Source organism: Pseudomonas sp. Marseille-Q7302 (assembly GCF_965111925.1).
The window spans coordinates 1,896,738-1,922,030 of the sequence record NZ_CBCOPK010000001.1 but is presented as its reverse complement, the minus strand read 5'-3'; the positions used below and the strand labels follow the sequence as shown (position 1 = coordinate 1,922,030).

Annotated in this window: 21 protein-coding genes, 1 tRNA gene and 2 pseudogenes; 14 read left to right on the top strand and 10 right to left on the bottom strand. The window is 63.0% G+C overall.

Annotation, left to right across the window (positions count from 1 at the left end; genetic code table 11):
* Positions 1-936, top strand: coding sequence for a phytoene/squalene synthase family protein (locus tag ACWPW1_RS08900; RefSeq protein ID WP_454252813.1), 936 nt, complete (start codon positions 1-3; stop codon positions 934-936).
* A 172-nt stretch (positions 937-1,108) separates the two neighbouring features.
* Complete coding sequence (locus tag ACWPW1_RS08895; protein ID WP_271654449.1) at positions 1,109-1,639, top strand: gluconate 2-dehydrogenase subunit 3 family protein; 531 nt, start codon at positions 1,109-1,111, stop codon at positions 1,637-1,639.
* Between the two features lie 37 nt (positions 1,640-1,676).
* Here ACWPW1_RS08895 and ACWPW1_RS08890 read toward each other — a convergent pair whose 3' ends face one another.
* From ACWPW1_RS08890 to ACWPW1_RS08870, 5 genes are all read right to left on the bottom strand, one after another.
* Positions 1,677-2,204, bottom strand: coding sequence for a sterol desaturase family protein (locus tag ACWPW1_RS08890; RefSeq protein ID WP_082696304.1), 528 nt, complete (start codon positions 2,202-2,204; stop codon positions 1,677-1,679).
* 181 nt (positions 2,205-2,385) lie between these two features.
* Positions 2,386-3,330 (bottom strand): lipid kinase YegS, encoded by a 945-nt coding sequence (gene yegS, locus ACWPW1_RS08885; protein ID WP_059314383.1) that lies wholly within the window; start codon positions 3,328-3,330, stop codon positions 2,386-2,388.
* 126 nt (positions 3,331-3,456) lie between these two features.
* Positions 3,457-4,653: a molybdopterin molybdotransferase MoeA gene (locus ACWPW1_RS08880; RefSeq protein ID WP_454252812.1), complete on the bottom strand. Its 1,197-nt coding sequence runs from the start codon at positions 4,651-4,653 to the stop codon at positions 3,457-3,459.
* Positions 4,650-5,189, bottom strand: a complete 540-nt coding sequence (moaB, locus tag ACWPW1_RS08875; protein ID WP_059314381.1) for a molybdenum cofactor biosynthesis protein B — start codon at positions 5,187-5,189, stop codon at positions 4,650-4,652. The genes ACWPW1_RS08880 and moaB overlap by 4 nt, the downstream gene beginning before the upstream one ends.
* A gap of 239 nt (positions 5,190-5,428) precedes the next feature.
* Entirely contained in the window at positions 5,429-5,920 is a 492-nt protein-coding gene (locus ACWPW1_RS08870) for a hypothetical protein (RefSeq protein WP_454252811.1), read from the bottom strand.
* A gap of 215 nt (positions 5,921-6,135) precedes the next feature.
* Between ACWPW1_RS08870 and mobA the strand changes: the two genes are divergently transcribed.
* From mobA to ACWPW1_RS08855, 3 genes are all read left to right on the top strand, one after another.
* Positions 6,136-6,711 (top strand): molybdenum cofactor guanylyltransferase MobA, encoded by a 576-nt coding sequence (mobA, locus tag ACWPW1_RS08865; RefSeq protein WP_434776274.1) that lies wholly within the window; start codon positions 6,136-6,138, stop codon positions 6,709-6,711.
* A gap of 109 nt (positions 6,712-6,820) precedes the next feature.
* Positions 6,821-7,042, top strand: coding sequence for a YgdI/YgdR family lipoprotein (locus ACWPW1_RS08860; protein WP_059314378.1), 222 nt, complete (start codon positions 6,821-6,823; stop codon positions 7,040-7,042).
* A 76-nt stretch (positions 7,043-7,118) separates the two neighbouring features.
* Positions 7,119-7,195: transfer RNA gene (locus ACWPW1_RS08855), tRNA-Pro, on the top strand.
* Positions 7,196-7,392: 197 nt separating this feature from the next.
* Here ACWPW1_RS08855 and ACWPW1_RS08850 read toward each other — a convergent pair.
* Positions 7,393-7,851, bottom strand: coding sequence for a hypothetical protein (locus ACWPW1_RS08850; protein ID WP_454252810.1), 459 nt, complete (start codon positions 7,849-7,851; stop codon positions 7,393-7,395).
* Positions 7,852-8,176: 325 nt separating this feature from the next.
* Here ACWPW1_RS08850 and ACWPW1_RS08845 point away from each other — a divergent pair, with 325 nt between their 5' ends.
* Both ACWPW1_RS08845 and ACWPW1_RS08840 read left to right on the top strand, forming a co-directional pair.
* Positions 8,177-8,344 (top strand): hypothetical protein, encoded by a 168-nt coding sequence (locus ACWPW1_RS08845; RefSeq protein ID WP_454252809.1) that lies wholly within the window; start codon positions 8,177-8,179, stop codon positions 8,342-8,344.
* A gap of 30 nt (positions 8,345-8,374) precedes the next feature.
* Positions 8,375-9,205: pseudogene (locus tag ACWPW1_RS08840) on the top strand (GTP pyrophosphokinase); the annotation flags it as partial.
* 331 nt (positions 9,206-9,536) lie between these two features.
* On the opposite strand, the pseudogene ACWPW1_RS08835 reads toward ACWPW1_RS08840, so the two are convergent.
* From ACWPW1_RS08835 to ACWPW1_RS08825, 3 genes and pseudogenes are all read right to left on the bottom strand, one after another.
* A pseudogene (locus tag ACWPW1_RS08835) lies at positions 9,537-10,630 on the bottom strand (type I restriction endonuclease).
* 1,106 nt (positions 10,631-11,736) lie between these two features.
* Positions 11,737-12,225, bottom strand: coding sequence for a hypothetical protein (locus ACWPW1_RS08830; protein ID WP_271654445.1), 489 nt, complete (start codon positions 12,223-12,225; stop codon positions 11,737-11,739).
* A 216-nt stretch (positions 12,226-12,441) separates the two neighbouring features.
* The gene (locus tag ACWPW1_RS08825) at positions 12,442-12,828 is read right to left on the bottom strand and encodes a response regulator (RefSeq protein WP_059314364.1); all 387 of its coding nucleotides are present in this window, start codon (positions 12,826-12,828) and stop codon (positions 12,442-12,444) included.
* Between the two features lie 241 nt (positions 12,829-13,069).
* Here ACWPW1_RS08825 and ACWPW1_RS08820 point away from each other — a divergent pair, with 241 nt between their 5' ends.
* The 4 genes from ACWPW1_RS08820 (at position 13,070) to ACWPW1_RS08805 (ending at position 19,051) form a co-directional block, all read left to right on the top strand.
* Complete coding sequence (locus ACWPW1_RS08820) at positions 13,070-14,674, top strand: histidine kinase famiy protein (protein WP_271654444.1); 1,605 nt, start codon at positions 13,070-13,072, stop codon at positions 14,672-14,674.
* 262 nt (positions 14,675-14,936) lie between these two features.
* Positions 14,937-16,430 (top strand): ATPase domain-containing protein, encoded by a 1,494-nt coding sequence (locus ACWPW1_RS08815; protein ID WP_454252808.1) that lies wholly within the window; start codon positions 14,937-14,939, stop codon positions 16,428-16,430.
* Positions 16,427-18,529: an ATP-binding protein gene (locus ACWPW1_RS08810; protein WP_454252807.1), complete on the top strand. Its 2,103-nt coding sequence runs from the start codon at positions 16,427-16,429 to the stop codon at positions 18,527-18,529. The genes ACWPW1_RS08815 and ACWPW1_RS08810 overlap by 4 nt, the downstream gene beginning before the upstream one ends.
* Positions 18,530-18,565: 36 nt before the next feature.
* Positions 18,566-19,051 carry a GNAT family N-acetyltransferase gene (locus ACWPW1_RS08805; RefSeq protein WP_059314360.1) on the top strand — a complete coding sequence of 162 codons (486 nt, stop codon included), beginning with the start codon at positions 18,566-18,568 and terminating at the stop codon, positions 19,049-19,051.
* Between the two features lie 659 nt (positions 19,052-19,710).
* Here ACWPW1_RS08805 and codA read toward each other — a convergent pair.
* Positions 19,711-20,952: a cytosine deaminase gene (codA, locus tag ACWPW1_RS08800; RefSeq protein ID WP_454252806.1), complete on the bottom strand. Its 1,242-nt coding sequence runs from the start codon at positions 20,950-20,952 to the stop codon at positions 19,711-19,713.
* Positions 20,953-21,178: 226 nt separating this feature from the next.
* Here codA and ACWPW1_RS08795 point away from each other — a divergent pair, with 226 nt between their 5' ends.
* The 3 genes from ACWPW1_RS08795 to ACWPW1_RS08785 all read left to right on the top strand — a co-directional run bounded on the left by ACWPW1_RS08795 (position 21,179) and on the right by ACWPW1_RS08785 (position 25,293).
* Complete coding sequence (locus ACWPW1_RS08795) at positions 21,179-22,096, top strand: 3-hydroxyacyl-CoA dehydrogenase family protein (protein WP_454252805.1); 918 nt, start codon at positions 21,179-21,181, stop codon at positions 22,094-22,096.
* Entirely contained in the window at positions 22,093-23,535 is a 1,443-nt protein-coding gene (locus ACWPW1_RS08790; RefSeq protein ID WP_454252804.1) for a sigma-54 interaction domain-containing protein, read from the top strand. Before ACWPW1_RS08795 ends, ACWPW1_RS08790 begins: the two co-directional genes overlap by 4 nt.
* A gap of 363 nt (positions 23,536-23,898) precedes the next feature.
* A complete protein-coding gene (locus ACWPW1_RS08785) occupies positions 23,899-25,293 on the top strand; it encodes a GntP family permease (RefSeq protein ID WP_454252803.1) in 1,395 nt (464 codons plus the stop codon).

The window sequence follows — 25,293 nt, the reverse complement described above, 5'->3', positions numbered from 1 at the left end:
ATGACTGCCACCCATGACGTCGTCGATCACGCCGAACAGAGCATTGCCGTCGGCTCCAAGAGCTTTGCCGCCGCCGCCAAGCTGTTCGCGCCAGAGACCCGCGAGAGCGCGGTGCTGCTGTATGCCTGGTGCCGCCATTGCGACGATGTCATCGATGGGCAGGAGCTGGGCCATGGCCAGGTCGAGGGCGAGCGCCTGGGTGGCCGGGAGCGCCTGGCCGAGCTGGAACGCCTGACCCGCGCCGCCTACGGCGATGAGTCGCTGCAAGATCCGGCTTTCGCTGCCTTCCAACGGGTGGTCAAGCGCCACGGCATTCCCCTGGCGCTGCCGCTGGACCACCTGGCCGGCTTTCGCATGGATGTCGAGGAGCGCGTCTATGTGGAGCTGGAAGACACCCTGGAGTACTGCTACCACGTCGCTGGCGTGGTGGGCGTGATGATGGCGCGGATCATGGGCGCCGAAGACGAGGAGACTCTGGATCGCGCCTGCGACCTGGGCATGGCCTTCCAGCTCACCAACATCGCCCGCGACATCGTCGAGGATGCCCGTATCGGGCGCATCTACCTGCCGCGCCTATGGCTCGACGAGCTGGGCGTCCCCACCGCCGAACTGGCCGAACCCCGGCATCGCGATGCCGTGGCGCAACTGGCCGAGCGCCTGGTGCGCCTGGCCGAGCCCTACTACGACTCGGCGCGCCAGGGCATCGCCGCCCTGCCCCTGCGCTCGGCCTGGGCCATCGCCACCGCGCGGGGCGTCTATCGCGAGATCGGCGTGCAGGTGCTGCAACTGGGCGCTCACGCCTGGGATCAGCGCGTCAGCACCAGCACCGCCGACAAGCTGCGTCTGGTCTGCCGCGGTGCCGCCCGCGCCATGCTCTCGCGGCACCAGCGCAACGAGGCGCGCCCGGCCGCGCTCTGGACCCGCCCGCGCCGCTGACGCCCGCCATAGAGCGGCGGTCACATTTGCGTGCATCTCGGGGATGACCAACGGCAAACTTTTATGCGATAAACGGGTCGGATTAAAGCGACCCCTCGCGGGCCGCGGATGGATGGATGCCTGAGCCAGAGCGCTGCATCCGGTAGTCAGCCTACGAGTATGGGATTTGCACATGCACAAGACGGAAACGGCTGTTTCACACGATCGCTTCGCTGCCTCCTCGTCACTACTTGCCCTTGGCCTTTCCGCTAACGCGCAGTCCGGTTACAAGCCCGAATTCTTCACCGCCACCCAATGGCGCACCCTGGTCGCGCTCTGCGCGCATCTGCGGGCCGACAGCGAACAGGCCGATACCCGCCTGCCCGAATTCATCGACCGCCACATGCTCACGCCCTATGCCCATGGCGATAGACCCAACATCATCGATCCCTTCGACGATCAGGCACAGGTGCAACAGGGCGCCAATCTGCGCGACCTGCTGCGTGATGGCCTGACCGTGGTGGATGCCTACTGCACCGAGCGTCTCGGCGCGGGCTTCGCTGACCTGGCCGCGGGTGAACAGGCTCAGGTGGTCACCGCCGCCGAGGCTGGGACCCTGAATCCGCCCGCCAAGGAATTCATCGATCTGCTGCGCAACGAAAGCGAGCGCAGCCAGTATGCGCACTCGCTGTTCGCCGCCTACGACACCCCCGCCGTCGCCTGATACCCCACTGCGCCTCCCTCGGAGGCGCAGCCCTCTCCTACTCCACGCCCTCTTCAGCCTGATCCCGCGCCTTGCGTTCGCGCGAGGAATCCAGCGCGCCACCGTGTATCTCGCGCAGCTGCTGCTTGAGTTTTTGCGTGGTTGGCGCCAGCAGGAAGCCGAAGGAGACGCAGCCCTCTCGACCATCCACCGCATGGTGCATGCGATGCGCCTGATAGAGGCGCTTCAGGTAGCCATTGCGCGGAACGTAGCGGAATGGCCAGCGCTGATGCACCAGGCCATCGTGGGCAATGAAGTACAGCAGGCCGTAGAGCGTCATGCCCGCGCCTATCCACTGCAGGCGCCAGTAACCGGCATTGCCGAGGGCGATCAGCAGGATGGCGAGGCCGGCGAAGACGATGGCGTAGAGGTCGTTCTTCTCGAACCAACCCGTGCGTGGGCGATGGTGGGATTCATGCCAGCCCCACCCCCAGCCGTGCATGATGTACTTGTGCGACCACCAGGCGAAGGCTTCCATGCCCGCCACGGTCGCCAGCACGATTCCCGCATTGATCAGTAATTCCAACGTTACCTCCGCAGCCACCTGCTTGGAAGCTGCTCACAATCTGCTGGGCGTCGGCCAAACTGTGTTGAAAATGCCCTGGAGGGCCAGCCCCGTCGGAATGCTCATTTACTATTCGTAAACTCCGCTTCCTCAGGCATTTTCGCCTTGTTTGTCTCTAGCTCGCGAGCTCGTGAACACCTTCTTAGGACGTCGCTGCCGGTTCGGCTAGCGTGCCGGCAGTCTCGCCCAGCAGGGGCGAATCCACCGGTAGACAGACCTGCAGGATACCCGGACGCACCTCGAATCTCACCCGGTCGCGCTTAACCGGTTCGCCGTCGAGGTTCATGTCCAGGCCTTCGGCGGCCTCCAGCTCCACCCACGGCAAGCGCGCACGGACGAACATCTCCTCGGTGCTGAACCCCTTGCTGAGGAATTCGCCAAGGGTGCCGAGCACGTCCTGGGAGGCCGGCAGGATGCCGATATCGAGCAGGCCATCGTTGACCACGGCCGTGGGACAGAGCACATGACCACCGCCCGCCTGGCGGCCGTTGCCGATGCCAAGGGCGAGGAACTCGCCTTCCCACTCGAACCCTGGCCCACGGAAATGGCCGTGAGCCGAATGCACCTCGGCGAAGCGGGTCAGGCCGGTGAGCAGATAGGCCGCCCCGCCGAGCAGGCGCTTGAGTTCACCTGGGGTGTTGGCGGTGACCTGGGAGCCGAAGCCGCCGGTGGCCATGTTGAGGAACAGCTGACCATCGGCCGCCACCAGGTCGATGGCGCTGGTCGGGCCATCGAGCAGCGCCAGGGCCGCCGCGGGCTCTACCGGCACGCCGGCGGCGCGGGCGAAATCATTGGCGGTGCCCAGCGGCAGCAGACCGAGGCGCGCCTGGCTGTGGTTCTGGGCCATGGCTTCGGCCACCGCGCGCAGGGTGCCGTCACCGCCCGCCGCCACCAGGGTGCCGTAGCCCTCGCGGGTCGCCTGCTCGACGAAGCGCGCGGCGTCGTCTTCTTCCCAGGTCACTCGCACATCGATGCGATGGCCGGCGGCGCGCCGTTCGAGGATCGCCTCCCGGACCTCCTCGTTGCCGGTTTCCTTGCCATTGAGAATGACCAGGGCTGCGTCAGCCAGGGTGCCTGTCGTCGTCATGTCTGTCGTCCAAGGTTGGCTCTGCGCGGCGAGATGCCGCGTCAGGTGCCGGGCAGTGCCCGGCGAGCGAATCTGGAGACTAGGACTGTGCCCCAACGGCCACGTTCAGTCGCGACTTCCGGCTTGCTACGCCTTGAGCAATTCGGCCAGCGGGATGAAGCGCACCGGATCGCCCTCGGCGAAGGTACGGTCCTCGCGGAGCTCTACCAGGCCATGGGCCCAGGCCGCGGTTTGCAGCACGTTGGAGCCCTGGTTGCGGTGAGGTACCGCCCGGCCATTCTCCAGCCGCGCGCGTTGGTATTCGCGACGCGCACCCGCCCGTGGCCAGTCGAAACCAGCCGGCACCTCGACACTCAAGGGCGCCACGTCGATCTTGCCGGCCCGGCGCAGCAGATAGGGCCGCGCCAGCAGACCGAAGGTCACCAGCGTCGAGGCTGGATTGCCCGGCAGCCCGATCAGCGGGATACCCCGGAAGCGTCCGCAGGTCAGTGGCTTACCTGGTTTGAGCGCCAGCTTCCACAGGGTCAGTTCGCCCTCTTCGCGCAGGGCCTGGCCGAGATAATCGGCCTCGCCGACGGAGACGCCACCGGTGGAGAGGATCAGGTCGGCCTGCAGCGAGCCCAGGCGCTTGCGGGTCTCGGCGAAATCATCCGGCAGGATGCCCTGGTCCGACACCTCGCACCCCAGCCGGCGCAGCCAACTGATCAGCAGGGCGCGATTGCTGTTGTAGATCTGCCCCGGCCCGAGTGGCTGGCCAGGCGCGACCAGTTCGTCGCCGGTGGACAGCACCGCGACCTTGAGCCGTCGGTGGACTTCGAGCTGGGCACGCCCCAGCGAGGCGGCGACGCCCAGTTCCACCGGACCCAGGACGGTACCGGCCGACAACACCTCGTCACCCACCCGGACCTCGTTGCCGCGGCGGCGGATGTTGCGGCCCGGCCGCAGCATCTCCACGAAGCGCACCCGACCGTCGTCGAGTACCTCGGCGTTTTCCTGCATTTCCACGCAGTCGGCACCGGCGGGCACCGGCGCGCCGGTAAAGATCCGTGCGCAGGTTCCCGGCTCCAGGGGCGCGGGCGCCTGGCCGGCGAAGATGCGCTGGGAAACCCGTAGCGGCTCGCCCTGCCAGTCATCCAGCCGCAGGGCATAGCCGTCCATGGCGCTGTTGTCCCACGGCGGCAGATCCAGATCGGCGATCAGCGGGGCTGCCAGGATGCGGCTGTCAGCGTCTCCCAGGGCCACGCGCTCCTGGGGCAAGGGGCCGTCTTCGGCCGCCATGGCCAGCAGACGGGCCAGGGCTTCTTCCAGCGACAGCAGGCTCATCCGCGTGGCCCGCAGGGTTCGGCCTGCTTGAGGTGCGGCACGAAGTTGCAGGGGCGATGACGATTGTCCAGCTGCTCGGCGAGGATGCCGTCCCAGGCGGTGCGGCAGGCATTGGTCGAGCCTGGCAGGCAGCAGACCAGGGTGCCGTTGGCGAGACCCGCCAGGGCGCGGGATTGCACGGTGGAGGTGCCGATGTCGGCCACGGAGATCTGGCGGAACAGCTCGCCGAAGCCATCCACCTGCTTGTCCAGCAGGCAGGCCACGGCCTCCGGGGTGCTGTCGCGACCGGTGAAACCGGTGCCGCCCGTGATGAGCACCACCTGCACCTGGTCTTCGGCGATCCACTGGGCGACCTGGGCGCGGATCTTGTAGAGGTCATCCTTGAGCAGCACGCGGGCGGCGAGGAAATGGCCGGCGGACTCCAAGCGGTCGACGAACAGCTGACCAGAGGTGTCGTTGTCGAAGGTCCGGGTGTCACTGACCGTCAGCACGGCGATGTTCAGCGGTACGAAAACCGCCTCGGCTTTGTGGCTCATCTGCTTGGGTTTCCGAAGTATGCGAGGGAAGAAGGCGTGCAGCGAGAGACCGCTGGACGGGCAGCGGGTTTCCCGGGGGTCGTGAGCGGCGGGCTGGCAACCGCCAGAGGGCGACCGCGCCCACAGAAAGGGGCACTGTCGGCCACGGTCAACGGAAAGGTCCGGGAGGGCTGCATCACCACAGCCTAGAGGAAAAGCCGACGCCCCTTCAACCAGAAGGGAGCGTCTCTGGCCCTGGCCTAGCGCTTACGCTGCTCGCCTTCGGCGTGGGTGTCCCACTTGATGGGGCGCGGATCGGCGATGTCGTTGATGTCCTGGTTGAAGCGGCCGTATTGCGGCGCGATGTCCGGATCTTCCTCCCAGGTCGCCTGCTGCTTGAAGGTGCCGGCCTTGCGATCGAACTTGAGGAAGTGCCGGGCCGTCTTGCCGCCCCAGTCGGCGGACGGCAGCGAGATGAAATCCACCTGGTACTGGTCATCGGTCAGCTTGCCGTGCACCACGTAAACGCCGTAGTGCTCCTCGCCCGGGGAGATGATCTTGTAGACGCCGTTGTCGTAGTAATAGAGGGTGGCGTCGGGATAGGGCTTCTTCTCGTAGAGCTTTTCGTAGAACAGCTTTTGCCGGATGGTCGGCTGGCCAAAGGTGACCTTGACCGAGGGCGGTTCACCACCGCCGGCGCCAAAGGCGGGCAGCGCCGCCATAGCCAGGACGGATAACAGCATCGTCTTCATCGTTTCCAAACTCCTTTTGGGCGGGAACTCCCGCCCGCTGTGCGAATGGGATAAAAGGTGTCTAGCACGCCACTTTCCAGCGGGCGCGCCCGAGTCTAGCCCAGCGCCCGAACCAGGCCAACCCGCGTTCTTGACGGGGCCCCTGGCGAAACTCGGCTAGGATGGGCGCCCGATTTCCCTACCGGCCAGCGCGCCGCCCACCCGAGGTCCCCTGCATGTCACTCCTGCCCGCCTCCATCCTTATCCTCGCCGGCGGCCGTGGGCAGCGCATGGGAGGACGCGACAAGGGTCTGGTGGAGTGGCAGGGCCAGCCGCTGGTGGCCCATGTTCAGGCCGCGGTGCGCGCGCTCACCGACGATCTGGTGATCTCCTGCAATCGCAATGCAGCGCGCTATGCCCAGTGGGCGGACCAGGTGGTGGCCGATGAAGAGCCGGACTTTCCGGGCCCCCTGGCCGGCATCCTCGCCGGCCTCGCCGTGGCGCGCCATGACTGGGTGCTGCTGCTGCCCTGCGATGCGCCACGTCTCGATGCCCCCCTCGCCCACCAGCTGCTGACGGCGGCCCAGGCGACCCAGGGGCCGGTCATGGCGCGCCAGGACGGCTATTGGCAGCCCCTGTTCACCGCCCTCCCCCGACACCTGCTGCCCGCGCTGCGCCAGGCCTGGGTCCAGGGCGAACGCAGCCCGCGTGGGGCGCTGCTGCCCCTCGGCCTGACCGGCGTGGAGTTCGCCGAGGACGATGCCCGCCTCGCCAACTTCAACGATCCCACGGCGCTGCAAAAGCCACGGTGAACGCAGCGAACCGTGGCGCCAGCGCAGGTGACCAGACGGTTCTGGGACGAACTCGGCCCCAGACGCGCGGTCCTAAGCCCGCTTGGTTGCCAAGAAAGGAGACTGCCCCATGAACAAGCACCTGCTCCCCGCCGCCCTGCTGGTCGTTGCCAGCGCCCTGCTCGCCGGCTGCTCCACGCCCAGTGTCATCACCCTCAACGATGGCCGCGAGATCCAGGCCACCGACACGCCGAAGTATGACGACGACTCGGGCTTCTATACCTTCAAGCAGCTCGACGGCAAGCCGACCCGCATCAACAAGGACCAGGTTCGCACCATTAAAGAGCTCTGATTCCTGCCCGGCGCGATTTTTTTACCTAACCCCTTGTGCTTGCATGAGTTTTAGGTAGAATGCGCGCCATCCATTACGGAGCGTAGCGCAGCTTGGTAGCGCGTCTCGTTCGGGACGAGAAGGTCGCTGGTTCGAATCCAGTCGCTCCGACCAATTTGATCCGCAAGGATCACCCCAAGGCCCGCCTAGTGCGGGCTTTGTCGTTTCTGGCGTTTGGCTTTTCGCTTTGGTCACCCTGGCCCCTCCTGCAGCGAGGCCAGCAGCACGCCTATCTTTTCCTGGTCAGCGACAGACCGCGCAGAGCGGCCTTCCTGTGCCTTGCACTCCAGCTGTAGAGCAACGCCTGGCCGCTACACCGCGTGGAACCGCGCCAGCTTGACCGTCTCAGCGTCAAAGGCTGCTGGGTGGCGATTCACGATCCCCTCAAAATCACCTCGGGCCGTGCCAAACATCTGCCAGTCGCTACGCCCAGAAGCGTCGCCAGGATGGGAGACGCGGCGTTGCACCATCCCGACCAAGCCGCCGGCCCGTATGCCTTTGATGACATCGTGCGGCAGCTGCCCTGCGCGTCGGAGCGTGGCAACACCTGCGGCTAGGACATCCAGTATTTCCTCCTCGACGACAGAGAAAGGACCATTGCCGAGCCTGGCTTTCTTGATCAGGTAGCGTCGGGCAAGGGTAAAGCCGTGCCGATCCAACTCAGCCCGGACTTTCTCATTCATGAGGCCCTGGGCAGTGAGACTACTCTCAAGCGCAATGAGGTATTCCCAGTCGAGCACATGAGAAATCTGAGCAACGATACGATCCATGGCAGCAATCCCCTGCAAGCCGGTCCTTGGTGGCGATGTGATAGCAACCGAGCAGGATCGTTCCCAACCGACCGTCCCTAGCTGCTAGAGGCCTCCTTACCCCAGCGCGCGCCGCTATCCCCCCGCCACACCTGCGGGCTAAATGTGTCGCTTTTTCTGCGCCCCTGCAGTTACTGGAGACAACGCCTGTACTGGTCGGCGCGACGATATCCAAGATAAGAAAACCCTTCAAAACTCTGCGCCAAGGAAAAATCTTGGCTATACATTTCTGAGAGTTCTTGTAACTAGGCTAAATTTGCAAGCATTGATAGATGGAGCTCCTAGAATGGATGATGCTTTTGAGAACTGGCTTGAAGAGGCAATCTCGCGACACGAACGCCTTACTGAGATTGTCCCATCGCTAGCTCAAAGTCTTTTAAAGCAAGAAAAAATTGAATTTCTCACCGTAACTGGACGAACTAAAACAAAGCAAAGCGCGCTAGATAAGATTTAAAGAAAAGGATATAAGACCCCTAGAACGCAACTAACAGACCCATCTGGAATAAGAGTAATTCTTTATTTCGAATCGCAACTTTCTAGAGCATCAGAAATCATAAACGACGCATTCAATGTTGATACAAGCAAATCACTAAATCGCGAAACCATGTTATCTGTTGATCAAACCGGTTATCGCTCTTACCATTTTGTCTGCGACTTAGGGGAGACTCGCGCTACACTACCGGAGTTTCGAGATCTGGCTAACCTTAAATTTGAGTTTCAAATCAGAACCGTGCTACAGCATGCATGGGCAGAGTTAGCCCACGACAGGAACTACAAACTTTCCGCAAAGCTTCCTAGAGAACTCGAAAGAAGTCTCTATTTATACGCAGGGCTCCTAGAGCTAGCAGATAAAGGCTTCGACAGTCTCTCTCAGGAGATAGATAAATATATAACAGAAGTCAACCAAAAAACCAATATCGGCGACCTTGATGTCGAAATAAATTCATTCAGCCTCGACAGCTTTGTAAACCAGTGGGTAGATAAAAATGGTTTCACACTTGAGAAAATAAGCACTAATTACTTGGAAGATTTGGTAACTGAATTAGTCACGTATGGCATTCAGAACTTAAAAGACTTGGCCTCGATAATTCCAGAAGGCTACGCCGAAAAAGCTTTGGGAATAAACTACAGTACAACCATATACGGCCTAATAAGAGACTGGCTACTTATACATGACTGGCGCGGCTTCACTTCTAAGGTCCAAATAAATTGGGGACTTCCTACAGAGGACGGCGACACAGAAATGCTTGCTATTTATCTAGATCATAATGAACTATCAGAGCTAATTACCACAATAAATAACTCAGAATCCTAAATACAGCCAGACAACTTAAAGGAAAATTTAAGCGTGAACGCACATACCGCTTAAGAAAAATTGCTAGACCTTCAAAACCATAGAAAAGTGAATCACGAAGGGATTTGGCTCGAGCAGAACGCAAGATGTAAAGATGGTTGAAGTTATTATAACTGGAGCCTTGGAGTGGGACAGAAAACCTATAAAAACTAACTCAGCGACCTAGGCTAGACCGCTGAGTTATTCAGGATAAAAATTTTTTATTAAACCAAAAACCCGATTCCAAACTTATTTATAGTAAGCGCTCAAAGATTGCGCAAGGAACACTCTATAGCGCCCTAGTGTCTCGCGCCTATCCGCCGTAATTTAGGGCAGTAGTCTTCAATAATTCGGAGAACTCAAAAATGTCGTCTACTGAAGATATAGGATGACGAGTCCCCTTCTTATTATCATCAAAGGTCTCTAGGTACTTTTGAGAACGATTAAAGTGTAGGCGCGCCACAGGCTTACGGTTGTTATCATCCAACAATATACCGAAATAGCTCTGCGTATCTCTCGCAGTTATCCTTCGTACATCGACGACAGATCTTATAATAGCCTTTATGACATTAAATCCTTCGATCTCTTCCACAGTAGTGACAACAAGATCTTTTTCTACCACATCAACCTGGCTTTCCAAACCTGAAGGCGCGTTGGCATTCAAAACCTGGCTAACTATTACAGGCTGAGCATTACCGGTAATAGCTGACTTCAGACGATCATTCACCTGATCGCTTAGAAATTGGACAGTCGCCTTACGTGTCAGCTGAGCAAATTGCTCTCTTACCTTTTGTGTTATGGTACCTTCATACACGCGAGATGCGAAAAATCTTACAAAGTCTTCATCAGGCTGTTGGAACTGTGAATGAAGCTCGCGCTTGATTTGCCCTACATACTTCAGCTCGCCTGCAGCACTGATTATAGACTCCACATCGAAAGCGGATTTGGTAAGCTTTTGAAGCTCAGGAACAACATGATCGTCTATGTCCAACATATCGAACTCAAGGAACGGCTTCTCGTCCTTTTGTTCGAGGCTTCCAAGTCGGTAAAAAACCTATAAACTTGCCCGTTAGTTAGGATAGATATGCGTGCTGTCGTAACATGAAAATAGCGAAATAACTGACTGGCGTAATTTATATTAAGTGACTCACCAACCTTCTTACTTTCGATAAGAATCTGAACCTGGCCATCCTTAAATATGGCATAGTCGATCTTTTCACCCTTTTTCGTCCCAACGTCACAGACAAATTCCGGGACTACTTCTAACGGATCAAATACGTCATAACCGAGAACGTTTTGAATGAAGGGCATAACGAACGCTGTTTTCGTAGCTTCTTCCGTTTGAATTGCAGCTTTCTGTTGTCGAATTTTGGCAGCGAGGCTGGCTAGCTTCTCTTCAAATTCCATGAGTCCATCCTTTGAGTTACAGGTATAATCAGTATCGGCAGAGCTTTCGCTCCCTGCACTATATATTGATACCGGCCGACGCCTAAACTGAGCCTTTGGTCGGCTCTTCAATGAGCCTTCGCCTATAGAAGCAGAAAATCTTCTTCGACGCTCACCTATGCTACTTATGCAGAAATTAGCTTAGCCTCAATAGGCGGCTTTTAATCTCGCTCGCCCTTAACTAAAGCACATGGAGCGAGGTATGCCAGAGAATTGGAAAAAAGTGGGCTATGGATGCCTTATAGGCAACGAGGCTGAGCATGGGGGAAGCGACAGCAAGCACCTATTCAACCAGCTGCGCAGACACGGCGACTTTGACAGCACATTTCTATTTTCTCAGCGGAAACCCTCGCCTCCTCTACCTGCTGATCCAATGCCCCTTGTCACAAACAGTAGAGGGATCTTGCTTTTTATCCGACCCAGCCAGCGGATCAGCACGGCTAGCCCCAGCATCTCACTCAGGGTGTAGGTGGTACAGATCCGAGTTATGGACCAAAGCAGGCTCAGCACGACGTGGATGGGTAGCAAACCGAACGTCCAAGCGGTTGGGAATTGGCCCTGGGGAATAGCGTGGGACAAGAAAGGGGCAGGTAGGAGATGCCAACCTTGTGCCGCGCAAGCCTTATCGAGCCAGTTGACGCCTTGCCAATCTCGCCTGCCGTGGGACAAGGGCCGTGCGCAGGCGCGCAGTAGCAAATTGAGGGCTAGCCAAGGGCGATAGGCAGCGCCGCCATAACTAAGCAGCTTATAGGCAACTCGGGCGCCGCAAGCAACGTGGTCATGCCGGAATCCACGGCCACTCCCCAGAGCAGCCAACTTGCGTTTATCCCTGAGGCCAACACGCATTCTTAGGCGCGGTTGTTAACGACGGTGCGCAGGATCCAGCAGGATATCCAGATGCGGAGTGACGGTGAGCGGCGCGGAACGCAGGGTGAAGGCGAGCGTGCTGTTGGCGGGGAGCCTAACGACACTTATTACACCATTGGCACGAAGCGATAGCCCGGACCAGCGCTTGGCGATCAACCTTGCACACCAGGAGACGGCCGCCCGCAGGCGGCCTGAGGGGCTCAACCGGCGGCGCGGAAGGCGGGCTCGTTCTCGGCCATGTAACGGGCGGCGGCGCGGCGGGCTTCCAGTTCGAAGGCCTGGGGATAGCGGTCGACGATGCGCTCCAGGGTGCCGCGCGGAATGCCGTCGGCTTCGAAGTCGGTGCGGCACTGCAGGGCACCGGCGTGGCAGACGTTGCGTTCGACGGCCTCGATCAGACCGCCCGCGCGCAGGCTCTTGACGATGTTGTGGGGCATGCGACGGCTGCGGCGCAGGGCGGCGGTGGCGGTGGCCAGCACCTGAAGGATCTCGTCTTCGACCGGGGTGAAGGGACCGTTGCCGAGCTTGCCCTTCTGCAAGAGGTAGCGGCGCGACAACAGCTGACCCTGGCGTTCGAGGGCGTTGCTGGCGGTGAGATCCAGACGACCGCGACTTTCCAGGCTGCGCTCCAGCGCAATGAGAAATTCCCAATCGGAGATCTGAGAAATCTGGGTGATGACTGCGTCCATGAAGCGCTCCTTGCCAGTCGAAAATAGATGGCACATTGATAGCGTTCGGGGCATTTGGTTCCCAGGTGGGAACGCTAGCCGACGGATGTCATGTCATTTCGCCATGCCCGGTACTGGATGGCCGACGAGAGGTAGGCGAACCGGCTGCAGAACCAGGCGTCGAGCCCGGTCATGGATCTCGGGGCGGCCGAGAAAGAGTGCTTTCGCCTCTCAGGACTAGCGGCGCGGCAGCAGGTTCTCGACCAGTTGACAGAGATCGTCCACGCCCCAGGGTTTGGGCAGGAAGGCGGCGCGACGCGGCAGGATGGCGAGGTCCTGATCGATGTAGCCGGAGATAATGATGAAGGGCACCGTGGGCCAGCTGGCCGCGGCCAACTGCGCGAAGGCCAGGCCATCCAACATCCCCGGCACGTTCACGTCGGCGATGACCAGCTTGGTGTCGCTGCCGCGGGTATCCATGTGCGCCAGGGCGTCATCGCTGGAAGCCACAGCCACGACGTTCAGGCCTTGTTCGGTGAGGATTTCGGTCAGCAGCTCGCGCTGCCTCGGATCATCCTCCAGGACAAGAATTTGTCTTTGTATATCAAGGCTTCTTGGCTTCATGGCAGGTCAGACATCGTCCGGGTGAGAGGTTCTCCACAAACTTCCTTAACGGTCACCTGAAGCGGGTGAGCGGTACGCTGGCAAATGGCCGCCAAAGCCGCGCCCTGCCTGGGTTTCAGCCCGGCTGACGACCGCGCCAGACGGCCTCAAGCGCGACGCCGATGAAGTTTTTGCGCCGCTTGGCTGTCTGAGGGCTTGACGCCCCTTCTGCCTCTCCAAGGACCCCGCCCCCGTGAGCCAAATGCCCCCATCCCGCAAGGCGCGGGTCGACAACTCCGCGACGAGTGATGTTTCGCACGAGGGCAAGAACATCTTCTTCGCCGCGGTGGAAACCACGCGGATGCCGATGCTGATCACCGATCCCAACCAGCCGGACAATCCGATCATCTTCGCCAACAACGCCTTCACTGACATGACCGGCTACCTGGTGGAAGAACTGCTCGGGCGCAACTGCCGCTTCCTGCAGGGCCCGGAAACCGATCGTTCGGTGGTCAACTCCCTTCGCGAGGCGGTAGAACAGGAACGCGAGATCTCGGTGGAGATCATCAACTATCGCAAGGACGGCTCGACCTTCTGGAACGCGCTGTTCGTTTCGCCGGTGTACAACGACGCGGGCGAGCTGACCTATTTCTTCGCCTCCCAGCTGGATGTCAGTCGCCGCCGCGATGCCGAGGATGCCCTGCGCCAGGCGCAGAAGATGGAGGCGCTGGGCCAGCTCACCGGCGGCATCGCCCATGACTTCAACAATCTGCTGCAGGTGATGATGGGCTACATCGACATCATCCACCGCACCGCGGAGAAGCCCAGCTTCGATCAGGAACGCATCGTGCGCAGCGCGACCCACGCCAAGTCGGCGGCCGAACGCGCCAGTACCCTCACCCAGCAGCTGCTGGCCTTTTCGCGCAAGCAGAAGCTCGAAGGCCGGGTGCTCAACCTGAACAACCTGGTTCGTGGCGCCCATGAGCTGGCCGAGCGTACCCTGGGCGATGTGGAGATCCGCACTCAGTTGGATCCCGAGCTGTGGAATTGCCGGATCGACCCGACCCAGGCCGAGGTGGCGCTGCTCAACATCCTGATCAATGCCCGAGACGCCCTGCTGGATTGCCCGCAGCCGAGCGTGGGCATAGAGACGCGCAACATCGAGGTGCGCGAGCTGGCCAATATGTCGTACGACGGGCTCATGCCCGGCCGTTACGTCAGCCTGGCGATCACCGACAACGGTCATGGCATGCCGGCCAGCATTCGCGACCGGGTGATGGACCCCTTCTTCACCACCAAGGAAGAAGGCAAGGGCTCGGGCCTGGGGCTATCGATGGTCTATGGCTTCGCCAAGCAGTCCGGTGGCACGGTGCGCATCTATTCGGAAGAGGACGTCGGCACCACGCTGCGCCTCTACTTCCCGGTGGATGACAGCCATGTCACCCATCAGCAGACGGAGCAGCGCTCGGAGCGGCGCAGTGGCACGGAACGCATCCTGGTGGTGGAAGATCGCCCGGACGTCGCCGAGCTGGCCAAGCTGGTGCTGGAAGACTATGGCTACACGGCACAGATCGCCTTCAATGCCAGTGAAGCCCTGCGTGTGCTGCGCGAGAACGAGCAGCCTTTCGATCTGGTGTTCACCGACCTGATCATGCCCGGTGGCATGAACGGGGTCATGCTGGCGCGCGAGGTGAAGCGCCTGCAACCGCAGATGAAGGTGCTGCTCACCACCGGCTACGCCGAGAACTCCCTGGAGCGTACCGACATCGGCGGATCGGAGTTCGATGTCATCTCCAAGCCCTATATCCCCAATGATTTGGCGCGCAAGGTGCGCCGGGTGCTGGATGGGCCGAACGGCATCGCCTGATCGCCCCGAGGTGCCGTTAAGGCACCGGGAAGCACCGACGGCGCGTCGACGACCTCCGCCGGTGTGGCCTCTGGCAGGCGACGATATTAGACTGACGATTAATTCGGCGCGCATCGCGCCTTCGACCTCCAGCGCTGCCGCCTGCCGGCGTGGCTCCATCGGTTCCCCACGCCATCGCGCGCCCCCGAGTCTGCTCAGGAGCCGCCTGCGCGGCGGGGTTATCGCCCTCTTTCGTTCCCGTCGCCGCGAGGTCCGGTCATCCATGAGTTCCCCTAGCCCGTCAATTATCGCGACAGGCAATCCCGGCCTGGACAGGGTCTTGCGCGGCGGTTTGCCGAAAGATCGGCTCTACCTGCTCGAAGGCACCCCGGGGTCGGGCAAGACGACCCTGGGCTTGCAGTTTCTCTTCGAAGGTGTGCGCCGAGGCGAGTCGGTGCTGTACATCACGCTGTCGGAGACCGGTGAAGAACTGCAGAGCGTGGCCGAGTCCCATGGCTGGAGCCTGGACGGCGTGGATCTGTTCGAGCTGTCGGCCGCCGATGCGGTACTGGGCGGCGCGCAGGAGCAGACCATCCTGCATCCCTGGGAATCCGAGCTGGGTGACACCATCGGGCTGATCCAGGCTCGCGTGGACGAGCTCAAACCGAGCCGGCTGGTGTTCGACAGTCTCTCCGAGATGCGCTTGCTGGCGCAGGACCCGCTGCGTTATCGGCGCCAGGTGCTGGCGCTCAAGCAGTTCTTCGCCGGGCGTGGCCTCACCGTCCTGCTGGTGGACGATCTGACCACCAGCGGCGGCGCACGCGACAACCATCTGCACAGCCTCTGCCACGGGGTGTTGACCCTGGAGCGCCTGACCCTGGACTTCGGCGCCGCACGCCGACGCCTGCAGGTCCAGAAACTGCGCGGCGTGGACTTCATCGCCGGCTATCACGATTTCACCATCCGCCGCGGTGGCCTGGAGGTCTATCCGCGCATGATCGCGGCGGGACGCTACCAGGATTTCGCCGGCGAGCCGGTACCCAGCAATATCGACGACATGGACGCCCTGTTGCACGGCGGTCCCTTGCGCGGCACCAGCACCCTGATCACCGGCCCGGCCGGTACGGGCAAGACCACCCTCGCCCTGCAGTTCGTGATGGCGGCCTGCGCGCGGGGCGAGAGGTGCGCCGTCTATGAGTTCGACGAGCGCATCGGCACCCTGCTCAAGCGCGCGGACAGCATGGGCATGCCGCTGCTGCGCTATATCGAGGAGGGTCTGCTGGTGGTCCACCAGATCGATCCCGCCGAGCTGTCTCCGGGCGAGTTCGCCTGGCGCGTGCGGCGGGATGTCGAGGAAGACGACTGCCGGATGCTGGTGTTGGACAGCCTCAACGGCTACCTGGCGGCCATGCCGCAGGAACAGCAGCTGATCCTGCAGATGCACGAACTGCTCTCGTACCTGAGCCAATCCGGGGTGGTGACCTTTCTCATCAATCCCCAGCACGGGCTGGTCGGCTCGATGACGTCCAGTCTCGACATCTCCTATATCGCCGACACCGTGGTGCTGATCCGCTTCTTCGAAGCACAGGGGCGCCTGCGCAAGGCCATTTCCATCCTCAAGCACCGCGGTGGCGGTCATGAGGACGCGATTCGGGAATTGCGCATCGACACCAAGGGCATCCGGGTCGGCAAGCCCCTGGTGGACTTCCGTGGCGTGCTGACCGGTACGCCGGAGTATTTCGGTGCCAAACAGCCCCTGATGGAAGAGCGCGATTGACGAAGACAGCGGCGCCGTCCTGCGAACTCATCATCTGCGCGCCCTTGCGAGGTGACGCAGCCAGCCTGCAGCGGCTCTTCACCCAGGGCTATCACACCCGCTACCTGTCCACCCTGGACGAGGTGGCGGCAGCGCTCGGCGACGACATCGGGATCATCGTCTTCACCGAGGAGGCCCTGCGCCAGGACATGACCTCCCTGGCAGGGGCACTGGAGCGGCAGCCGACCTGGTCGGACATTCCGCTGGTGCTGCTGGCGTCGGACTCCAAGCGTTCGGGACGGGGCAATGATCTCCTGCGCCGTCAGCTGCCCGCGGCGGCGACCAATCTGGTGATCCTGGAGCGGCCCCTGAGCGGTGCTTCCCTGCTGAGCAGCGTCGCGGCCGCATGGCGCTCACGCCTGCGCCAGTTCGAGATGCGCGATCGCCTCACCGAACTCGCCCAGGAACGTGAGCGCATGCAGACGCTGCTGGAGAACCTGCCGGTCGGTGTGGCCTTCATGGACAGCGAAGGCCGCACCCTGGTCAGCAACCCCTTCTATGAGCAGCATGTATCCGGCCAGCAGATCCCGTCTCGGCAGCCTGAGGAGGCGCTGCGCTGGGCCGCCCTGGATACCGCCGGGCGGCTGCTGCAGCCCGATCAATTCCCCGGGGCGCGGGCCCTGCGGGGCGAGCGGGTGAAGGGGCAGGATTTCTATCACACCAACGATGCGGGCGAGGAATCCTGGCTGCGCGTCAGCGCGGTGCCCTTGCACGACGAGGCTCAGCGGATCATCGGCGCGACCACGGTGATCGCCGACATCAGCGAAGAAAAGCGCGCGGAACTGGCCTTGCGGCGCTTCAACGAAGAACTGGAATCCCAGGTGGCGGAACGAACCCGCACCCTCGCCCACACCCTGAGCGAGTTGCAACGGGAAACCACCGAGCGCAGCCGCGCCGAAGAGCAGCTGCGGCAGTCGTTGAAGATGGAAGCGGTCGGCCAGCTCACTGGCGGTATCGCCCATGACTTCAACAACATGCTGACCGGGGTACTGGGCGCCCTGGATCTGATGCGGATCAAGGGCAAGAACCAGCTGCAAGGCCTGGAGCGGTACATGGAGGCCGCGCAGCACTCGGCGCATCGGGCGGCGTCGCTCACCCAGCGGCTGCTGGCGTTCTCGCGCCGGCAATCGCTGGAGTCCCGGCCCATGTGCGCCAACGAACTGATCCTGGCGTTGCAGGAACTGCTGCAACGCACGGTGAGCGAGCAGATCTCGGTGACCCTCGCCCTTGCCGATGACCTGCCCTGGATCCTGGCCGACGCCAATCAGCTGGAGAACGCCCTGCTCAACCTGGTGATCAACGCCCGCGATGCCATGCCGGACGGCGGGGTCATCAACCTGGCGACCTCCCTGGTCACCGTTACCGCACAGGGGACCGAGGATGATGCCCTGGTGCCGGGAGACTATGTCCGCATCGAGGTCCTGGATACCGGGACCGGCATCCCGGAGCGGCTGCTGGGCAAGGTGCTCGAACCCTTCTTCACCACCAAGCCGCAGGGCCAGGGCACGGGGCTGGGCCTGTCGATGGTGTATGGCTTCGCCCGGCAGAGTAATGGCCGCCTGACCATCGCCAGCAACGAGCGCGGCACCCGGGTCTGCGTCTACCTGCCGACGGCGGAGCAGAACGCCGAGCCGAAGCGGTCAACGCCGGCGGAATTCGCCCAGGGCGCCGGCGAAACCATCCTGCTGGTGGAAGACGACGACGCCGTGCGCCTGGTCAACCAGGAGGCGCTGGAAGCTCTGGGCTATCGCGTCTGGAGCGCGGCCGAAGGCAAGACCGCGCTGCGCCTGCTGGAGCAGATCCCCGAATTGAACCTGCTGGTGACCGATGTCGGCCTGCCGGGCCTGAATGGGCGCCAGCTGGCGGAGGTGATCCAGCAGCTCAGACCACGGCTGCCGGTGCTGTTCCTGACGGGGTATGCCGAGGGCGCGCTCAGTAGGACGGCCTTTCTGGGTGGTAACATGGAACTCATGACCAAGCCCTTCACCCTGGACCAGCTGGCCGCGCAGGTCGCCGCCATGCTGTCCCGGGCAGCCCACCGGGCGACGGCTACCTCCTGAGGTCGTCGTCGCCCCGCGACCTAGCCAAGGACCCCCATGACGCTCCAGATCCGCCCCGCCCGCCGCGAAGACGCCGCCCGTATCCATGCCCTGATCGTCGAACTGGCCGACTACGAAAAGGCCGTCCACGAGGTGCTGGCCAGCCCGGCGCAGATCGAGGCCACCCTCTTCGCCCCCGACACCCCGACCCGCGCCCTGGTCGCCGAGCACGAGGGCGTGGTGGTGGGCTACGCGGTGTATTTCTACAGCTATTCCACCTGGCTGGGCCGCAACGGCATCTACCTGGAAGACCTCTATGTGAGCCCGATCGCCCGCGGCACCGGCCTGGGCAAGGGCCTGCTGCGCGAGCTGGCCCGCGAGGCCGTGGCCAATGATTGCGGCCGCCTGGAATGGAGCGTGCTGGACTGGAACACCCCGGCCATCGACTTCTACGAAAGCCTCGGCGCCAAGGCCCAGGGCGAGTGGGTGCGCTATCGCCTGGACGGCGCGGCGCTACGGGATTTCGCGGAAAGCGGGCGGTAGGTTTTCATAGGTTGGGTTGAGCGCCAGCGAAGCCCAACGGCGCCAAGGTTGGTCGAGGCCATGGCGATCCGCCGATTTGGGTAATGGTATTGGGTATCGCGGCCATGGGCCGCTCCTACAGGAGTCAGCACGTAGGAGCGGCCCATGGCCGCGATCAGCCGATCACTCATGGGGCTTCGTAGGTTGGATTGAGCGCTAGCGAAGCCCAACAGCGCCAATGTTGGGCGCGCCCATGGCGATCCACCGATTTGGGTGATGGTATTGGGTATCGCGGCCACGGGCCGCTCCTACAGGAGTCAGCACGTAGGAGCGGCCCATGGCCGCGATCAGCCGATCACTCATGGGTCTTCGTAGGTTGGGTTGAGCGCTAGCGAAGTCCAACAGCGCCAAGGTTGGGCTTCGACGATGGAGCCGTCTCAACCCAACCTACCGTGGTCGCAGCCGCGCCTACCTAGACCCAGTGCCGTAGCGTGGAAAACGGCGCAGCCTTTTCCACAGGGGACTTCGGTATGGGGCGCGCCCTCACCCCAGCCCTCTCCCAGAGGGAGAGGGGGTTGTCCGAGTGAGATTCAGATCTTCGCCAGTCCTGAAAAATCGCAAGCGACCGGCACAAGCCTGTCCGCATCGGCGGACCACCCGACCGCCCTGACCAACACCTACTACCGATCCGCCAGCTCCACCTGCGCCGGGCGGCGTTGCATCAGCACCTTGCCGTGGCGGATGGAGTACAACGGCAGGCCCTGGCTGCGGACCATCTCGTAGTCGCTATCGGCGGAGAGCACCAGCAGGTTGGCGGGCCGCCCCTCCTCCAGGCCATAACGGTCGCCCAGGCACAGCGCTTTGGCACTGTTCACCGTGACCAGATCCAGCGCCGACTGCAGGTTGCGATAGCCGAGCATATGGCAGATGTGCAGCCCCGCTTCGAGCACTCGCAGGATGTTGCCGTTGCCCAGCGGATACCAGGGATCGACGATGGAATCCTGGGCGAAGCAGACATTGAGGCCGGCCTCCAGCAACTCGTTGACCCGGGTCACGCCGCGGCGCTTGGGAAAGCTGTCGAAGCGGCCCTGCAGGTGGATGCTCTCGGTCGGGCAGGAGATGAAGTTGATGCCGGCGTGGGTCAGCAGGCGGAACAGCTTGGCGCAGTAGGCGTTGTCATAGGAGCCCATGGCGGTGGTGTGGCTGGCGGTGACCCGCGAACCCATGCCGCGGCTACGCGCCTCTTCGGCCAGCACCTCGAGAAAGCGGGAATGCGGATCGTCGGTCTCGTCGCAATGGACGTCCACTAGGCAGCCGGTGCGCTCGGCGAGGTCCATGAGGAATTTCACCGAGCTTACGCCCTGGTCGCGGGTGTATTCGAAATGCGGAATGCCACCGACCACATCGGCGCCCAGGCGGATGGACTCCTCCATCAGCTCGCGCCCATTCTTGAAGGACTCGATGCCCTCCTGGGGAAAGGCGACGATCTGCAGGTCGATCAGGTGCCCGGTTTCCTCGCGCACCTCCACCATGGCCTTGAGCGCCGCCAGGGACGGATCGGTGACATCCACATGGGTGCGCACGTGCTGGATGCCGTGGGCCGCCAGGGCGCGGATCGTACGCTTGGCGCGGGTCTTGGTGTCTTCCTGGGTGATGGTGGCCTTGCGCTCGCCCCAGCACTCGATGCCTTCGAACAGGGTGCCGCTCATGTTCCAGCGTGGCTCGCCGGCGGTCAGGGTGGCATCGAGGTGGATGTGCGGCTCGACGAAGGGCGGCACCACCAGGTTGCCACCGGCGTCGAGGTCGTCCGGCCCCACCGCGGGGGGCATCAGCTGCTCGGCGATGGCGGCGATGCGTCCGCCTTCGAGGCGGATGTCGTACAGGCCTTCGCGGTCACGCAGACGGGCGTTGAGGATGCGCATGGTGAATCTCCTAGAGCGAAGCAGGGGCGGCGGTACGACTCAGGCCATTGAACACGCCATAGCCCAGCGCCGCTACCCCGATGCCCATCAGGCGTACCCGGAGTGCGCAAGAGCCACGATGATAGAGGCGCGCCTCCAGCTTTGGCGCACGGGAGCGCCCCCGTGCCTTGGCCGGGAGCGGTCAAGTGTGAGACGGTTGCCGCGGCCGTCTTACAAGGAAAAGATCATGACCACGCCACGCCTCGCCGTCCTGGGTTCCGGTCTCATGGGCATCGGTATCGCCGTGCACCTCGCTCGCCACGGTCATGCCGTGCGCCTGCAGGACGTCGACCCCAGCCGACTCGCCGAGGTCGCGGCCACCGCGCGCACCCTGCTCGCCGAGCTGGAAGAAGCGGATATCGCGGTGGACACCGAGGCAGTCATAGGCCGCCTCACGACGACGACCGAGCTTGCCGATCTCGCCGACTGCGACCTGCTGTTCGAAGCCGTACCCGAGCGCCTGGAGCTCAAGCATCGTCTCTATGCTCAGCTCGAAGCCGTGCTGCGCCCCGACGCCCTGATCGCCAGCAACACCAGCGGCCTGCCACCGGACGAGCTGGCGGCGCACCTGCATTATCCCGAGCGTCTGCTGATCGCGCACTTCTGGAATCCGCCACACTTCATTCCCCTGGTGGAGCTGGTACCCGGCACAGCCACCCTGCCCGCGCACCTGGAGTCCGTTCGCCAGCTGCTGGAAGCCGCCGAATTGGAAGCCGTGGTGCTGCAGCGCGCCATTCCCGGCTTCGTCGGCAATCGCCTGCAATTCGCCCTGCTGCGCGAGGCCCTGCACATCGTGCAGAGCGGCGCGGCGGATGCCGAGACGGTGGACCGGGTAATGCGCGCCTCCCTGGGTCGGCGCTATGCCATGGTCGGCCCCCTGGAGGCGGCGGACATGGGCGGCCTGGACACCTTCCGCGACATCGCCAGCCACCTCTGGCCGACCCTGGCGCGAGACGAGGCGCCACTGCAGCTGCTGGAAGACCAGGTGGCCGCCGGCCGCACCGGGGTGCGCAGTGGCGCGGGCTTCTATGACTGGGACGCGGCGCGGCGCGAACGCATCGTCCAGCGGCGGCTGCACCAGCTGCGCCATGCGCTGAAGCCATGAGCCGTACCCCAGCCGGCCTGCCGGGGCTGGAGGACTACGCCGGCATCCGCCAGCGGGCGATCCGCTCGCTGTTCGAGATCATCGAGCAGACCAGCAATGGCACGGTGATCGTCGACCGCGAGGCGCGCATCGTCTGGATCAACCAGAGATACGCCCAGCACTTCGGCCTGCCGGATGCCGCCGCCGCCATCGGCCAGCCGGTGGAGCAGATCATTCCCCACAGCCTGCTGCGCGAGGTGGCGCGCAACGGTCAGCCGATCCTGCTGGACATGCTGGAGACCCGCAGCGGCCCCCTGGTGGTGATGCGGCTGCCGATCCATACCGATGACGGCGAACTGATCGGCGCCATCGGCTTCGCCCTGTTCGACCAGTTGCAGCAGCTGGCGCCCCTGGTGACCCGCTACCTGCGCATCCAGGAAGAGCTGGCTACCACCCGGCGTTCGCTGCAGCACGCGCGTACCGCCAAGTATGGCTTCGGCCATTTCGTTGGTAGCGGACCGGCCAGCCTGGAGGTCAAGCGTCGCGCCCGCCGCGCCGCGGCCAGCGAAGCAGCGGTGCTGTTGCTGGGCGAGACCGGCACCGGCAAGGAGCTGCTGGCCCACGCCATCCACGGCGCCTCGCCACGCGCGGGGCGACCCTTCGTCAGCATCAATGCCGCCGCCATTCCGGAAAGCCTGCTGGAAGCGGAATTTTTCGGCACCGCGCCAGGCGCCTTTACCGGCGCCGAGCGCCGGGCACGTCCAGGCAAATTGCAGATCGCCCAGGGCGGCACCCTCTTTCTCGACGAGATCGGCGACATGCCCCTGGCCTTGCAGGCCAAGTTGCTAAGGGTGCTGCAGGAAAAGGAGTACGAGCCGCTGGGCTCCAACGAGGTGCTGGCCTGTGACGTGCGGATGATCGCTGCTACCTCGCGTGACCTGGAGGCGGCCGTGGCTGAAGGACGTTTTCGCGCCGATCTCTATTACCGCCTCAACGTGCTGCCGATCCGCATCCCGCCGCTGCGTGAGCGACTGGACGACCTGGCGGTGCTGGCGGAGGCCATCCTCGACAGCCTGCCCCAGGTTGGCGGACAGTCAACGCCCGACCTCACCGCCGATGGCATGGCGCTGCTGCAGCGCCAACCCTGGCCCGGCAACGTGCGCGAGTTGCGCAATGTGCTGGAACGCGCGGTGCTGCTAGGCGACGACAGCCAGCTGGATGCGAGGGCCCTGGCCGCGGCGCTGGATGGGGCCCCCGCACCTGTCACAGCAGGTCGATCCATCCCTGGCCAGAGCGGCGAAACCTATGCCGAAGCCCGCCAGCGCTTCGATCGCGAGCTGTTGCAGGACACCCTTGCCGCCTGCGGCGGCAAGGTGGATGAAGCCGCCCGCCGCCTAGGATTGGGGCGGTCTACGCTGTACAAGAAACTGGTGGCACTGGGACTGACATCTCCCAATTGAGACACTTCTATAAAAAGAGACACCCTGTAGGAGCGGCCCATGGCCGCGATGGGCGGACTATCGCGGCCATGAGCCGCTCCTACAGGGTCCGGGCTGTAGCTTGGGTTGAGACGGCTCTATCGTCGAAGTACGACATTATTGGCCTCGGGCGGATGTTGGGCTTCGCTCCGCCCAACACAACCCAACCTACCAATCCAGCTTTTGAGAAAAAATTTTTCCGATTGTCTATCGCTGAAATAAAAGACTAGATAAAACAAAGACTTAATAACTTGGCACGGTTCTGGCTCCTGCGTTCAGGCGATCTCGGTATCGCCCTATAACAACAAGAATCGCTTCGCCTCAGGCGAAGCTCTAGGAGAAGCCATGAGTGTCCTGATCGCACTCGCCGCCCTGGCGCTGCTGATGTTCGCCGCCTACCGGGGTTTCAGTGTCATCCTCTTCGCCCCTCTCGCCGCCCTCGGCGCCGTGTTGCTCACCGATCCGTCCGCCGTGGCGCCCGCCTTCACCGGGGTGTTCATGGACAAGATGGTGGGCTTCCTCAAGCTCTACTTCCCGGTGTTCATGCTGGGCGCCCTGTTCGGCAAGCTCATCGAGCTGTCGGGTTTCTCCCGCGCCATCGTCGCCGCAGCCATTCGCCTGCTCGGTCGCGAACGGGCCATCCCGGTGATCGTCGCGGTCTGCGCCCTGCTGACCTATGGCGGTGTCTCGCTGTTCGTGGTGGTCTTCGCCGTCTATCCCTTCGCCGCCGAGATGTTTCGCCAGAGCGACATCCCCAAGCGGCTGATCCCGGCCACCATCGCCCTGGGCGCCTTTTCCTTCACCATGGATGCCCTGCCCGGCACGCCGCAGATCCAGAACATCATCCCCACCAGCTTCTTCCAGACCACTGCCTGGGCCGCGCCCTGGCTGGGCCTGGCCGGTTCGCTGTTCGTCATCGCCGTGGGCCTGACCTATCTTGGCAGCGCCCGGCGCAAGGCTCGCAACAGCGGCGAAGGCTATGCCAGCGTGCCGTTGCGCAACGAGCCGGAGACCTCCGCCGACCTGCCGCTGCCCAACCCCTGGCTGGCCCTGGCGCCGCTGGTGCTGGTGGGCGTGCTCAACCTCCTGCTGACCCGCTGGATTCCCGACTGGTACGGCGCCAACCACAACTTGGCGCTGCCGGGCATGGCCAAGCCGGTGACCCAGGAGGTAGCCAAGCTGACCGGCATCTGGGCGGTGGAAGGCGCGCTGCTGGCGGGCATCCTGCTGGTGCTGGCGACCGGCTTCGGCGCCATCCGCGGCCGGTTGGCCGAGGGCAGCAAGACCGCCGTCTCCGGCGCGCTGCTGGCCGGGATGAACACGGCGTCCGAATACGGCTTTGGCGCGGTGATCGCCGCCCTGCCCGGCTTCGTGCTCTTCGCCCAGGGTCTCAAGGCCATCCCCAATCCGTTGATCAACGAGGCGGTGAGCGTGACCCTGCTGGCCGGCATCACCGGTTCCGCCTCGGGCGGCATGAGCATCGCCCTGGCGGCCATGAGCGACACCTTCATCGCCGCCGCCAATGGCGCGGGCATCCCACTGGAAGTCCTACACCGGGTCGCGGCCATGGCCAGTGGCGGCATGGACACCCTGCCGCATAACGGCGCGGTCATCACCCTGCTGGCGGTCACCGGCCTTACCCACCGCGAAGCCTATGGCGGCGTGTTCAAGATCACTCTGATCAAGACCGTGGCGGTGTTCTTCGTCATCGCCCTCTACTACCTGACCGGCCTCGTCTAA